Source organism: Mucilaginibacter sp. OK098, assembly GCF_900142915.1.
Classification (GTDB): Bacteria; Bacteroidota; Bacteroidia; order Sphingobacteriales; family Sphingobacteriaceae; genus Mucilaginibacter.
In genome coordinates this window covers 658,289-671,089 of sequence record NZ_FRCM01000001.1, presented here as the reverse complement: position 1 = coordinate 671,089, position 12,801 = coordinate 658,289, and the positions used below count along the sequence as shown (strand labels likewise).

Sequence of the window (12,801 nt, the reverse complement as noted above, 5' to 3'; positions counted from 1 at the left end):
TTTTACTCCTTACTTCACAACTGTTATAACAATATTTCTATAATCGATCGGTCCGTGATCCCCCTGGATCAGGATCGGACCTGGTTCGCCTTCTTTGCTGTTGATTGCTCCGCCGGTTATTCCGGGTATTACCTGGTCGCATATTACCGTTTTTCCGTTAGCTACAATAGTTACCATTCTGCCAACCAGTGTAATATCGTATGACTGCCACTCACCCGGATTTTTTGCCATCATTTTGTTTGGTGGCAGGAAACCGTATACTGAGCTGAATTGGTTATTAATAGGTTCCGGGTCACCGCTTTTAGTGTCGATGATCTGCACTTCATACCTTCCCCTAAGATAAACGCCGCTGTTGCTGCCCTGCGGGTACCGGAATTCAATATGAAGCTTAAAATCTGTAAAGGTTTTATCGGTTATCAGGTTAGCTCCCGAATGCGGACTTCTCAATATACCACCTTCGGCTATCCATTGATTTGTACCATCTGTATGCCACCCTTTAACATTTTTTCCATTAAACAATTTAACCGGTACGCCCCAAACTGGATTTTTAGCCCTTATCAATAAAGGAGCACGAACACCCGTAAAATTATAGGTAACGCCGTCGGTATAAACCATGGTGCCTTTTAGCTTATCACCACTAACTTCAAACTGGAAATCCATGTTCCTGTTTCCTTCCTCCCATTGCGGGGGAATAGAAAAGCTGTATTTACCATCATTAGGTTTAACTTCCGATATAGGCCGTGCACTTCCAAAAGCATATACAAAACGACCAATCAGGGTATGCGTTCCTGATTTCTGTACCTCTAACCATGAAGGCAGGCTTTTACCTGCTTTATCAATAGTAATATCCCATCTTCCTATTACATCCGGGTCTTTGGTTGGTTCTATTGACCTGGCTGATACTTTGATCGCTGAAGAAACAAACAACAATAAAATAAGCTGTATGTGGAGAAAGCGAAAAACAGAGGTACGGGCTGGCGCTGATAAGTATTTCATATGATCCTTAATTTGATTTTTAATAATTGGTAAATCAGATCCGATGGATTTGAGTTCCCAAATTAAGTAAATCTTTTTAAACTATTCCTCTTTTCGCAATGGAAGGATTGTTTGCAATTTTTTATCCCGAAGGTATAACCCTAACCATACCAGCAAACCAAAAACAAGTGCAAAATACAATTGTTGCTCCGCACGGATCATTATCGCAATAGCCCCGCCAAGATAACCGGTAAGCAAAACGGCTCCAAGGATAGATGTCTTCGGAATTAAATATAATATGGTACAGATCAGTAATACTATTCCGATGCTTTGAATAGAATGTTCCGGCCACCCCAGTTGAACCGATCCTTTTATAGAATGTTCTTCTTTTATAATTTTCATAATGGCGTCAAACAGGAGGAACAGAATGCAAAGCCCGCTGATTATCCAGCCAATCCATAATGAAGTTTTTGAAGGTGTGTTTGTTGATTTTACAGTTTCCATGATATAATTTTTTAAGGTTAAATTTATAATGTAAATGTATTTCCATTAATTTATCATGATAGATGCAGAAAAGGTCAACTTAAGGGGGTAATTACGACAACTTCTTTCTTATAAGGCTTTTGTATAATTTTTATTACCCATAAGGTGCAAATTACATAATGCTTATCTTGTGATCTCCAAACCATTTATACTAACTATAAAAAGAGTTAACCTATGAAAAATCACCTGATCTTAACGTCAGTGCTGTTATGTGCAACATTTATTGCACACGGGCAAACGCAAACATCTGCTATTAAACAAGCAAATATCAATTCGGCAAACCCAAACAATGCAGAGATTTATGCGCCATTACCCAATGTAGTTGTCCCCGGGAAAACCTTTAGCAGCGCTCCTTCTGATGCCATTATATTGTTTGATGGCAAAAATTTGGATGAATGGGTATCAGCAAAAGATCAGTCGCCGGCAAAATGGACAGTGGCTGATGATATTCTTACCGTAAATAAAGCAACGGGCGATATAGAAACCAAAAGAAAGTTCACAAGCTACCAGTTACATATTGAATGGAGAATTCCCGCAAAAATTGAAGGCGAGGGACAGGAAAGAGGTAACAGCGGTGTGTTTTTATCCGGAAAATACGAGATCCAGGTATTGGATAACTCCAACAACGACAATAAAACTTATGTTAACGGAATGGCAGGCAGTGTTTACCGTGAAGCAATTCCTTTAGCAAACCCTGAGAAAAAACCGGGCGAATGGAATGTATATGATATTGCTTATATCGATCCTGAATTTAACGAAGATGGTTCAATAAAAACACCTGCCCGCGTTACCATCTTTTTTAACGGTGTATTAGTTCAAAATAACCAGGAAATACAGGGGTTCACCTCTACTGGAACCAAACATGTATATGTTAAGCATGGCCCTGCCCCACTCAAATTGCAGGCGCATGGCGATAAAAGCTTACCCATAAGTTTTAGAAATATCTGGATAAGGGAATAACGAAATATGAATGCATTAAATAATTAATGCTATATAATTATTAAAAAGGGAGCCAAATCAACGTTTGGCTCCCTTTGATTGGTATAGATCACAAGCGGGGGATTTTAAATCCTCTTTCTATTGCGAATTATCCTAAATCAACGAGGTTATCCAAATCCACCCCGGCAGCAAGCATAATATGCGGGCTTAAGCATAATAATTCAGGGTCTGCTTCTGTAAGCTTAAGGATCTCCAACAAACGCTCTTTTTTATCAGGCGATGCCCAGCTTTCAAAGTATTTTTTGTCAAACCAGGCAATTCCTTCAACAGCCAAAAGATCAATGGGTTTAAAGCCAGCCGCAGCAAACTCGCTTATTAATGCAGAAGGCCGGTGAAAATAAGCCTGTGCCAAAATCCCCGGAAGGGTTTCAGGCGGATGATGGTCACCGCTGGAAAGCTCATCTTTGCACATACTGAAAACATCCGGATCATGTATTAATCCGTTTTGAAGGGCTGCCAATGTTGAAGCTGCGTACGTAATGGCAAAGCCAAGTACTACGCCACCAATTTTCAACACTCTGCGAGCCTCCTTGATGGCGGCAATACGATCTGCCTGGTCCTGAAGATGATAAAGCGGCCCGTGTAAGATCACCAGATCCACAGAATGGTCATCTATCGGCAGCCGGCGTGCTTCTCCAAGGATACATTTAAAAGAATATTTGGATTTAAGGGAGCGCTTTTCAGCCTGTTGAATATGTTTGGCAACAGGGTCAACTAATATTACCTGGTGGCCAAGGCTGGTTAACCACTGCGCATAATGGCCGGGGCCGCCACCCACATCAGCTACAAGTCCTTTTGATCCAGGTAGATACCTGCTTATCAGATCTTTATTTCTTTCAAACTCCAGGGGACCAAGCCCCATTTTTAGTCTTGATTCTTCAGCACTTTGTGAATAAAAGGCTGTTATTGAGGGATCGATTAAATTCATTTTGTTTTATAAAAAATATACATAAGTTATTAATCCGGTCGAATCGATGGATCAGCCGGGCTACAAAAACGCGATCATGCATTCATGTTTTGGGTCTATATTTATAAAACAATTGTAATAAAACGAAGATATAATAATTTCTGTATGAAATAAAGAATAGCGGCAAACTGCCCGCACATTATTTCATAATGTATTATAAAGTAACCAGGGTATTGCAAATATTTACTCCTTTATTTTCATCCAATGGTCAGTACCCATTACCAATATCTCCGTAACCTTTTTATCCTTACCCCTTAAAAACTTAGCCGACCAGTCAAAACCGGCAACCATAAAACTATCTCCTGATAAATGCTTAAGTAACACCTTTTCACCATCCCATAGTTGCGTAGCTACTAGTTCGCCATTTACTATAGCAATCTCCAAAACGGCAGGTCCCTTTTTAAGGTCTATCTTAAACTTGCCGGTATAGTCAATAAGCGGGTCTTTCTGTCTTTTATCCGTGCTTATAGTAACGGGCTTTAACGGTAATGCTTTGCAAAATGTCGTTGTTATTAAAAAAAGTATCGCAGTAAATAATAAGATCTTCTTCATTTCTATAGTTCGTTATTTGTTAGTTATAAAAGTATCACCTTGCTTAACTTCTGTAAAGGCAATATGTCCTTGCAGGTCTTCCGGGTAAAACCAGGCATCCCGCAGCTTCTTTTCTGAAAACAGCTTTAATTGATCACCATTATGCACCGATTGTTTTTGTGATGAATTGCCATAGCTCAATAATACTTTAGCCCTGATCTTTTCACCAAATTCAATGATCCCTACCCATGAATCACCGCTGCTAACCACTGCTGTTTTACCCCTTTGTTCAGTATTCGCAACCCTGAACACACCTAATCCTCCATCTACCCCATTAGCCGGCAGATCTATCCCGTTTCTTCGTAGCCTGTAAAAAGTGCCCCATGATGTGGCCAGGTCGCTAAATGTGCCTTTCATTAATTTAGCAGCTTGTTCCAAAAGTTGCAGGGAATGCTTTTTATCCCTCAATCCATATGGTGTTGTATTGGGCTGATCAGCATTCCAGCGAACAGCATAATTATATTCATTCATGGGTTGAAACATATTGGCCCATGCATAAAATAATAACATTCCCTTACTGTCATTATCTGCATTGCGATCCCATTTGCTTAATACCTGTTTTGCTTCCTGTAACAAAGGCGATGAAGCACTATCAATACCCGCCAGCAAGTCATCCAGCACCCTGTCTGCAAGGCCAATATGGGTTGACAATTTATAATCAATTAAATGCTCAAAGGTGATATTACTATCTGCCAGCATCATATTAGCAGCCCTTTGCGGGCGTAATTCCATTTTATCAGGCGCAATATAGGCCGGGTAATTCTTTTTGTTCAGTTCCCTTGGCAGTGTTACTGTCCACGGCGGATCATTGGCGTTTTGCAGCCAGCCGCTTGCCGGGTCTTTAAGTTTTGGTAATTCATCGTATTTTAAATAGCTGCTCCAGATGTTTTTTGAAGCACCGCCTTCAATAATTTGGTTCCAGTATTCAAAAGTGCCGCCCGGCCGCCTGGGGACAAGCCCGTTAAACAAATAAAAAATAGAGCCAGTTGCATCGGCATATAAAATATTCCAAAACGGCAGTTGCTGCATCTTTAAAGCGGCTTCAAATTGGTTGAAATTCCGGCTTTTTGCCATTTTCCACCATTCAAACAAGGCATTTGGCCTGTCAGTTCCGGCAACTTTTATTGCCAGGGCTTTATTCTTACCCATTTTTAACACATCGCCATAGGCAGATGAATAAAATTTCATCGGCTTTGGTAAAAGCGTACCATTTGTTTGCTTTATCCAAATGGTGTCGTTACGGGTTTTAAATTCATGCCTTTTTCCATCCAGCAAATAACCGCCATCTTTAAGGCTTATTTCAAAGCTGTCTGCATTATCCAGTGTATTGTTGGTATGGGTCCAACCCAGGTATTTATTAAAGCCAATCGCAATTCCCGGAAAGCCGATTAAATTCGCTCCATAAACCGGGTTGCCGTTTAAAGTAAGCTCGCTTTCAAAGAAGGTAAATTCGCCGCTCCATGGCAAATGCGGGTTTTGAACCAGCATGGCGTTGTGGGATGCTGTTCTTTTAGCAGCAACAGCCAAAGCATTTGATCCCATGTCCTCCCAGTTGGGTACGTGGGTAAATTCGCTGCCGCCAATAAATCGCGTTACAAATATAAATAAGCTTTGCAGGTTAACATCATCTGGCGTAACAGGTAATACAACGGTGTTATTTTTGTCAATAACTTCCGGATGGGCCTTTGCATAAGCATTCATCCCATCGGTAAATGACCTGATGATCTGCTTTAATTCAGGATCCTGACTTTTTTGAAATGACCGGGTTATCTGCAGGAAATTTAAATTATGAATCAGCAGGTCTGAGGTTTCAAACTGCGGGCCCCAATAGGCGGCGGCCTTTCCGCGTGCAGTTCCGTATACTTTTAAAACCAGGTTGGCATGCGCCTGCATTTCTGCCCAGCCCTGCGCAAAAAACAAATCTTTTTCGTTGGTGGCGGTTATATGCGGTACCCCCCATTCATCCCAGTCAATTTTAGCTTGTTGTGCTTTTGCAACCTGGTAGTATAAAGCTGTTAGCAGTATACATAGTAGTAAAAAACGTTTTTCCATTTTGTATAATATAGGTTTGCCAGCAATTTGTATTGCTTATACAAAAGAGATCGATACACCTTTATACAACTACTCAAATCGGGATTTGAGCATTATTTGCTTCAATTTTACCAGACTTTAAGCTGTTTTGGTATTGGCTCGGTGTAATCCCTGTAAACTGTTTAAAGCACCGTTGAAAGGTAGCCAGCGAATTAAAGCCGCACTCATAGGCAATGGCAGCTATAGTAAACTGGCTAAAAGCAGGTTCGGCCAGTTTTTTCTTAGCCTCCAATACCCGGTATTCATTAACAAAATCATTAAAATTCTTTCCAACATATTGGTTCAGCAGGCTTGAAACAACTTTTTCAGAAAGTGAAAGCTTATCGGCAACAACATCAAGCTTTAAAAGCGGGTTCAGATAGATCTGCTCTGTTTCCATCAGGCTGATAAGCTGCTGATGGTGCAGATCCGCATGTTCCTCAGTGAAATATATTTTAGCAGGTAATTTGGTATATTCCATAACATCTGCAGTTTTCATTTTACTTTGCCTGATGTAGGTTGCCATCCCAAGCCAGTAAATAAACAAGGTAGCGGGGATATAAAGCAGGTAATTGCTCCAGCTTGAAACAACTGCTAATAAAATATTAACTAAAAAAACTGCAGCCAGAGCAAATACCATGTAGAGCAGGTTTCTCAGCCATTTCAAATCTGCAAGCTTATAAGCAGATAGCTCAGGTGCTTTCATTGATCTGCGTACCATTCTATAACTCAACGCTGAGTATATCACCATCGAAAAAAATGTAGGCAGGTCAGAAATAATGGTTTTGTTAAATAAAAAGCTTTGAACTACCGGTTGACCATAAAGGTCAGTAACGAACGGGATCGACAAAATGCCGGTTATAAAAAGCAGGTAGATAACCTGTGCCTGGGCATCAATTATCAACGGCGCAAAATGAAGATATTGCCTGCCCTTAAATTTTGCATCGCCATAAATAAGACTCCGGGCATAAAAATAGATCAACGGCCCTAATGCCATCCTCAGATTCAGGATCAGGGGACTGATCTGTGGGTATTTATTTACCATGCCTGAAAAATGCGCCTCCATTACCAGCGTGGTTTCAGCTATCACAAAAATAAAAGCAGCAATCCAACGGTTACTCCTGATGGTTTTTGAAGTATAGAATAGCATGGCCGATAAGATCAGACCCTGGAACGCCAGCGAAAGGATCAAAATATCAGTAATGGCCAGTGAGATCTTCATAAATAACAAAAGCAGGTTGGGTAACACGAAAATACTTTTTAAATCAATGCTTACAGACAATTATAAAATTATTTAGCGCCCATCTGTGACATTTCCCCTCCCCATGCGAATAATTGGTAGAATTTAAAATTAACTTTAATTACAGCATATGAATTTTAGCAATAATGAATACGCCTGAGCAGGAAGAGGAATTTCTATTGGTGATTGAACAGAACAAAGGGATCATTTATAAGATCGCTAATTCTTTCAAAAAAGACGAAGACGATAAAAAAGACCTCGTGCAGGAGATCGTCTTGCAGCTGTGGCGCTCTTTTTCAAGTTATGATGCGCGGAGTAAGCTTTCCACCTGGATCTACCGGGTTGCCCTCAACGTAGCAATTGCCTCCTATCGCAAGGAAAAAAGAAAAAATGAACTGATAACACCTATTTCAGAAAGCATAATAGCATTCGATGAAGAAGAGCCCACAAATGAAAAGGAAGACCATTTGAACCTGTTACAGCAATTTATTAGTGAGTTGAAGGAACTTGACAGGGCGCTGATACTGCTTTACCTGGAGGAAAAAAACGGGAAAGAAATGGCCGAGATCCTTGGCCTGTCCGAAACAAACATCCGGACAAAAACAAACAGGATAAAAGAACAATTAAAACAACGGTTTTCAAAAATCAACAATTAAAATAATGGAAGAGTTAGATATAAAACAACTATGGCAGGCATATGATGCTAAACTGGAAAGATCCCTGCAGCTTAATCAAAAAATAATAAAAGAGATCCAAACACAAAAAGCGGAGAGCAATATCAATGCCTTTAAACGTAACCAGGTTGCCGGGGTAGTGATTGGCATACTATGGATATTGTTTTTGGTATTTTGGACGATCGTCGGCTACAGAAATATCTACTTCGCCGGTTCAATGGGCTTGATTGCGCTATTCAATATTTTTGCCGTTGCCACCTACATCAGGCACCTGGCCCTGCTTAGCCAGGTAAATATAACCGATAGCATTACCGGTGCGCAGCAAAAACTGGCCACTATCCAATCCTCACTAAACAATTCTGGCAGGATAATGATCTTGCAGGCGCCGCTATGGTGCACCTTTTGGTATAACCAACAGCTTGTTGATCACGGCGGCGCTACATTCTGGCTTATTAACCTCGCAGTGGTTTCTTTCTTTGTTATCCTGTCTGTTTACCTGTACCAAAAACTCACATATAAAAACATCCACATTAAATGGGTAAAAGCATTTATTGAAGGCTTCGGCGGAAAAAAACTAATTAAGGCAATGGAGTTTTTGAATGATATTGAAGAATATAAAGCAGAAGGTGTGAGCAACTTTTAAGTTAACGTGAGTTCGGCATAAGTAAACGGTCACCTCAGCCCAAATCCTTCTCCAACCGCCTTGAGGCGAAGCGCAAATTTGTGTATCCACGCCGGCAAAGCGTTCCATTTTTACACAGAACGGGGTGAAACGCAGTAAAACACGTTGATTATCAGTATGTTTTGATTTTTATAAAATACAAGTAGTTGATAATCAATCGTTACAAAATTTGTGCCTTTTGGATGAGTTTTCATAATTTGCTCATAATGAGCGTGTTCCAGTTTTTTAGTTGATTAGATTTTGGTGGTTCAATCACAAAGATTGCGATGGTGAAACATTACTTTTGGTAAACCCTAACGTAATCTATTTCATACCGGTTTGGAAAATCTGTTGATCCGGGGTCACCACCGTTATCACCACCAATAGCCAGGTTTAAAAGTATATAATGTGGTTGCTGAAAAGGGTTAATTCCTGTACTGTCCCGGTTGTAAAGGAATTTCATTGGCTGTTGATTAAGCAATATATCATCTACATACAAGCTTATGCTTTGCTCGTCCCAATCCATTTGCCAGGTGTGAAACTTGTTTGACCAATCCGCATCATTAAATGACAGGATCAGCCGGGTATTACTAAACCATAAAGCTTTTGAGGGCTGTGCTGCTCCAACCGCAATATTGGCCAGCAACTTCTCCCGGTAAAACTCCATTATGTCAATTTCCCCGTTTGATGGCCAGCGGCCCTTCTCCCCTAACGTCCAAAACGCAGGCCATAAGCCCATATGGGTATTTATCCTTGCCCGCATAACAAAGCGGCCATATTTCCAGCTTTGTTTGCCCGCAGTTTTTATACATCCGGATGTATAATCAATAAATTCCCTGCTTTTTTTCCAGTCAGTATTGCCGGCAACATAATTTGGATTAGGCTCGTGTGCCTTGCGGGCTTCAATAATTAAATTCCCTTTTTCACAATACACATTTTTGTCCTGGTACCACTGCAGCTCATGGTTGCGTACAAAACCTGTTTCGTAAGTCCAGTTCTTTGAATCAACAGGTCCGTCATTATTAAATTCATCTGCCCAAACCAGCTTATAATCATCGTTGTGGTGATGGTTATTTTTCGTTTTGTAAGGATCATTTGCCGGCTTTGAAACATTGCTGCTGCAAAACAAAACTGCTATTGGAACCAGGAGATATAAAAGCGATTTTAGCTGCATAATACGATCAGGTAGGTACTAAAATTGGTTTGTTATTCAATAATAGTTATAATAATTGTACAGATGCCTTTGTAAATGAATCCTTACAAAGGCACCTGAACCAGAAATCGCCTCATTAAGCGATGATCATCCATGCGCTCATCAGTATCATCAGGCCATCTTCAATAATTGTAACGGTGCTCATCGGCAAATTAAACACAGCTCCGAGGCAGGCACAACGAATTTTCTGCTTGTTAAAAACGCTTTGCAATACGCCAATAATACTAAGCGACATAACAATAAATGTAATAAAATTTACTGCCATAGGAACCAGGTTAAGTGCATAAGCAAGTCCAAGGCCCAGTTCTATAAAAGCGTACAGGTAAGCCCAGCCACGCCAGCGTTTGGCAACCAGGTCATACATGCTATAGCTTTCAGCAAATCCTCTTAGATCCAGCAATTTAAAAAAAGAAAAGACCAGGAAAAAACCGCTCATAAAAATGCGCATCAGGGTAGCGGTTTCAAAATGCCCGGTTTGTGAAGCTGCTATTAAAGAAATCGCCAGGATATACGCAAATATCAGCAGGATGGGCTTATAGGTTTGCAGCCAGCTTTTGTTTTCGGTATCATCAGTTACAGTGTTTATGTTTTGATGTACTGCAACTTCACTTAACTGGTATTTAGGGTAATCTGCAAGAGCTTGTTGTAAAACCGTGGTGTGGATATGTTGCTGCATGGTAATTTCAGCAGTCCCTTCAGCTAGGGATATATCAACCTTTTTAACGCCGTTAACCTGTGTTAAAAGGCTTTGAACTTTTGCCTGGCAGCCTGAACAGGTCATACCGGTAATTTGATAAGTATGTGTCATGATAAATTTTTTGTTTACTGACACAAATTTACCATCGACACTCCCCCTGCCTGTTACACAATTATGGCAAAGAGTTATAAAATTAAACCATATCGAGGGGTTTACGCTGTTGCTTTTGGAGAGATTTAAAGGCCGAAGGCGTAAGGCCGGTTACCTGTTTAAACTGACTTGATAGATGTGCCACACTGCTGTAGCTCATCTGATAAGCTATTTCCGACAAGCTCAACTCATTATAAACCAACAGTTCTTTTACCCGTTCAATTTTTTGTGCGATGTGATATTTTTCAATGGTTATGCCCTCAACAGCCGAGAACAGGTTACTGAGATAGCTGTAATCATGATGAAGGCGATCTGCCAGTAATACAGACAATTTAAAATGTTCCGGCTTATCTGCATAATGCACCATCGAAATGATCTGTGTCTTTATCTGCTCAATAACCCTGCTTTTTTGATCGCTGATCAATTCAAAGCCCAGGCTGTTTAAGCCCGTTTCTAACTGCTCCAATTGCCGGGTGGTTGGTTCTTTTAATAAGTCAACTTCGCCCAGCTCCATGTGTATAACTTCCAAACCCGCTTTTTCCATTTCAGATTGAACAGCCAGTTTACAGCGATTGCAAACCATGTTTTTGATGTAGAGCTTCATGCCTACAAAATTAGCAATTCCAAAACGGTTAGGCCATGGTAGCAGGCCAAACATTAAGCAAAATGGGGTAAAGCAAGTTTCTGCTAATGCCAAGTGTTCTGGAACTTAAGACTTTCGATTTAACACTAGCTATTTCAGTTCTAAAAAACAAGCCCGGCCTGCAATGCAAACCGGGCTCTATATTTTATAATAACTTTTTTATTGAAATGATGAATCCGGATGAAAGTGCTTCCACGAATGCATATACTCCTGGTAAGCCTGGATCTTTCCTAATTGTGCCCCTTTATTCACTCCTGCAGTACATAAACCATCCCAGTTCCAGGTTGACACTGTCTCCTGGTCTGTTAGTAATCCGGCCTGATCAAGGTTAAAGTGCAGTTCCTTTCCGTTTACCATTCTGTTCCAAACATGGTAGGTAAGGCTATCTTTTTCCAGGCTTACCATAAGCGGCGTGTTTGCCAGTTTATCATTCACCAACCTTGTTTTTACCAGCTTGCGCCAGTTATAGGCTTTTGCCTGTTTATCAACAATTACGCCAACAATCCAGCTTTTTCTTACTATGGTATCCTTGTTTTTAATGGTGCTGTCCTTGTCAACAGATTGGATCCTATCATAATTTTTCAAGTCGTCATAATCGGTCAGGTAATGTTTATCGGGTTGCAGGATCAGTGAACCGGGATATTTGGCCAGCCATGCACCCAGGGTTGATTGCTCATAGTACAGCTCCTTCAAACGGCTCCCTTTTAACGGACCAGCGGCTGCAATACCTGTAGCCTGGTACCACCAGCTTTTTGTTGCGGAGTCTTCAATTACTGCATTATAATGCCTTGCCCCAACTAACCGAAAATCCTGCCTTTTGCCATTAACTACCGGACTAAATACACGCCCGGTACGGCACATGGTGCAATAAGTAACCAGCACAGGTTCGCCCCCAACATTGTCCTGTACTTTATGGTGATACCCCAAATAAACAAGTGGATAAGCCTTTGCAACACCATTATTAACAACCCCTAATATTACAAGGCTCTCAGGCACATGGTTATGTATCGCATTAGCAAAACTTACTGTTTTGGGTTCTTCAAACATGGTTTCTGCCTTATACATAACATCGCTTACATAAAAAGTCCCCAGGTAAAGCACTAATGCCGCAACCTTAATTACCTTATTTTTAAGGGTGTTTGCTGTAAAATATTTTACAATATAAAAAAGCACCAATATGGCTCCGGCTATGCGCAGCGGTGTTATAATTTTTTCGAGATAATAAGAAACGGTTATAGCATTGAGATCCTGGCTGCCCGGAAAAGGCATTAACAGATAAGCGTGTACCAGTCCGGGGATCAGCAATAAACAGAAGCCTGTCCAAAAGATCCAGGGGCTAGTTTTATTCTCTTTCATTTAAATATTATGTTAATTGGCG

The 12,801-nt window shown here is 40.6% G+C and carries 13 protein-coding genes; 3 read left to right on the top strand and 10 right to left on the bottom strand.

Annotated features, from left to right (window positions below):
• Positions 1-9: 9 nt before the first annotated feature.
• Positions 10-996: a 3-keto-disaccharide hydrolase gene (locus tag BUE31_RS02760; protein WP_083619270.1), complete on the bottom strand. Its 987-nt coding sequence runs from the start codon at positions 994-996 to the stop codon at positions 10-12.
• A gap of 81 nt (positions 997-1,077) precedes the next feature.
• Positions 1,078-1,479 carry a DoxX family protein gene (locus BUE31_RS02755; RefSeq protein ID WP_073400025.1) on the bottom strand — a complete coding sequence of 134 codons (402 nt, stop codon included), beginning with the start codon at positions 1,477-1,479 and terminating at the stop codon, positions 1,078-1,080.
• A gap of 213 nt (positions 1,480-1,692) precedes the next feature.
• On the opposite strand from BUE31_RS02755, the gene BUE31_RS02750 reads away from it, so the two are divergent.
• On the top strand, positions 1,693-2,478 hold the full coding sequence (locus tag BUE31_RS02750) for a 3-keto-disaccharide hydrolase (protein ID WP_073400023.1): 786 nt from the start codon (positions 1,693-1,695) through the stop codon (positions 2,476-2,478).
• 127 nt (positions 2,479-2,605) lie between these two features.
• On the opposite strand, the gene BUE31_RS02745 is transcribed toward BUE31_RS02750, so the two are convergent.
• The 4 genes from BUE31_RS02745 to BUE31_RS02730 all read right to left on the bottom strand — a co-directional run bounded on the left by BUE31_RS02745 (position 2,606) and on the right by BUE31_RS02730 (position 7,367).
• Positions 2,606-3,445: a class I SAM-dependent methyltransferase gene (locus BUE31_RS02745; RefSeq protein ID WP_073400020.1), complete on the bottom strand. Its 840-nt coding sequence runs from the start codon at positions 3,443-3,445 to the stop codon at positions 2,606-2,608.
• 222 nt (positions 3,446-3,667) lie between these two features.
• Positions 3,668-4,036, bottom strand: a complete 369-nt coding sequence (locus BUE31_RS02740; RefSeq protein ID WP_073400018.1) for a hypothetical protein — start codon at positions 4,034-4,036, stop codon at positions 3,668-3,670.
• Between the two features lie 12 nt (positions 4,037-4,048).
• Positions 4,049-6,127 carry an acylase gene (locus BUE31_RS02735; RefSeq protein WP_073400016.1) on the bottom strand — a complete coding sequence of 693 codons (2,079 nt, stop codon included), beginning with the start codon at positions 6,125-6,127 and terminating at the stop codon, positions 4,049-4,051.
• Between the two features lie 73 nt (positions 6,128-6,200).
• Positions 6,201-7,367 carry a helix-turn-helix domain-containing protein gene (locus BUE31_RS02730; protein ID WP_143167013.1) on the bottom strand — a complete coding sequence of 389 codons (1,167 nt, stop codon included), beginning with the start codon at positions 7,365-7,367 and terminating at the stop codon, positions 6,201-6,203.
• Between the two features lie 164 nt (positions 7,368-7,531).
• Between BUE31_RS02730 and BUE31_RS02725 the strand changes: the two genes are divergently transcribed.
• Together BUE31_RS02725 and BUE31_RS02720 are read left to right on the top strand one after the other, a co-directional pair.
• Positions 7,532-8,041, top strand: a complete 510-nt coding sequence (locus tag BUE31_RS02725; protein ID WP_073400012.1) for an RNA polymerase sigma factor — start codon at positions 7,532-7,534, stop codon at positions 8,039-8,041.
• A gap of 4 nt (positions 8,042-8,045) precedes the next feature.
• Complete coding sequence (locus tag BUE31_RS02720) at positions 8,046-8,702, top strand: hypothetical protein (RefSeq protein ID WP_073400010.1); 657 nt, start codon at positions 8,046-8,048, stop codon at positions 8,700-8,702.
• A gap of 316 nt (positions 8,703-9,018) precedes the next feature.
• Here the strand turns inward: BUE31_RS02720 and BUE31_RS02715 are convergent, their stop codons facing one another.
• The 4 genes from BUE31_RS02715 to BUE31_RS02700 all read right to left on the bottom strand — a co-directional run bounded on the left by BUE31_RS02715 (position 9,019) and on the right by BUE31_RS02700 (position 12,779).
• The gene (locus tag BUE31_RS02715) at positions 9,019-9,894 is read right to left on the bottom strand and encodes a glycoside hydrolase family 16 protein (RefSeq protein WP_083619268.1); all 876 of its coding nucleotides are present in this window, start codon (positions 9,892-9,894) and stop codon (positions 9,019-9,021) included.
• A 115-nt stretch (positions 9,895-10,009) separates the two neighbouring features.
• Positions 10,010-10,741: a heavy metal translocating P-type ATPase gene (locus BUE31_RS02710; RefSeq protein ID WP_073400008.1), complete on the bottom strand. Its 732-nt coding sequence runs from the start codon at positions 10,739-10,741 to the stop codon at positions 10,010-10,012.
• Between the two features lie 82 nt (positions 10,742-10,823).
• Entirely contained in the window at positions 10,824-11,384 is a 561-nt protein-coding gene (locus BUE31_RS02705; RefSeq protein ID WP_073401604.1) for a helix-turn-helix domain-containing protein, read from the bottom strand.
• A gap of 198 nt (positions 11,385-11,582) precedes the next feature.
• On the bottom strand, positions 11,583-12,779 hold the full coding sequence (locus tag BUE31_RS02700) for a DUF3179 domain-containing (seleno)protein (protein WP_073400006.1): 1,197 nt from the start codon (positions 12,777-12,779) through the stop codon (positions 11,583-11,585).
• Positions 12,780-12,801 lie beyond the last annotated feature (22 nt).

Excerpts from the sequence above, each read along its gene's own strand:
- BUE31_RS02730 (WP_143167013.1), bottom strand. The coding sequence starts at position 7,367 with ATGAAGATCTCACTGGCCATTACTGATATTTTGATCCTTTCGCTGGCG.
- BUE31_RS02755 (WP_073400025.1), bottom strand. The coding sequence starts at position 1,479 with ATGGAAACTGTAAAATCAACAAACACACCTTCAAAAACTTCATTATGG.
- BUE31_RS02745 (WP_073400020.1), bottom strand. The coding sequence starts at position 3,445 with ATGAATTTAATCGATCCCTCAATAACAGCCTTTTATTCACAAAGTGCT.
- BUE31_RS02720 (WP_073400010.1), top strand. The coding sequence starts at position 8,046 with ATGGAAGAGTTAGATATAAAACAACTATGGCAGGCATATGATGCTAAA.
- BUE31_RS02700 (WP_073400006.1), bottom strand. The coding sequence starts at position 12,779 with ATGAAAGAGAATAAAACTAGCCCCTGGATCTTTTGGACAGGCTTCTGT.
- BUE31_RS02715 (WP_083619268.1), bottom strand. The coding sequence starts at position 9,894 with ATGCAGCTAAAATCGCTTTTATATCTCCTGGTTCCAATAGCAGTTTTG.
- BUE31_RS02750 (WP_073400023.1), top strand. The coding sequence starts at position 1,693 with ATGAAAAATCACCTGATCTTAACGTCAGTGCTGTTATGTGCAACATTT.
- BUE31_RS02705 (WP_073401604.1), bottom strand. The coding sequence starts at position 11,384 with ATGAAGCTCTACATCAAAAACATGGTTTGCAATCGCTGTAAACTGGCT.
- BUE31_RS02710 (WP_073400008.1), bottom strand. The coding sequence starts at position 10,741 with ATGACACATACTTATCAAATTACCGGTATGACCTGTTCAGGCTGCCAG.
- BUE31_RS02760 (WP_083619270.1), bottom strand. The coding sequence starts at position 996 with ATGAAATACTTATCAGCGCCAGCCCGTACCTCTGTTTTTCGCTTTCTC.
- BUE31_RS02735 (WP_073400016.1), bottom strand. The coding sequence starts at position 6,127 with ATGGAAAAACGTTTTTTACTACTATGTATACTGCTAACAGCTTTATAC.
- BUE31_RS02740 (WP_073400018.1), bottom strand. The coding sequence starts at position 4,036 with ATGAAGAAGATCTTATTATTTACTGCGATACTTTTTTTAATAACAACG.
- BUE31_RS02725 (WP_073400012.1), top strand. The coding sequence starts at position 7,532 with ATGAATACGCCTGAGCAGGAAGAGGAATTTCTATTGGTGATTGAACAG.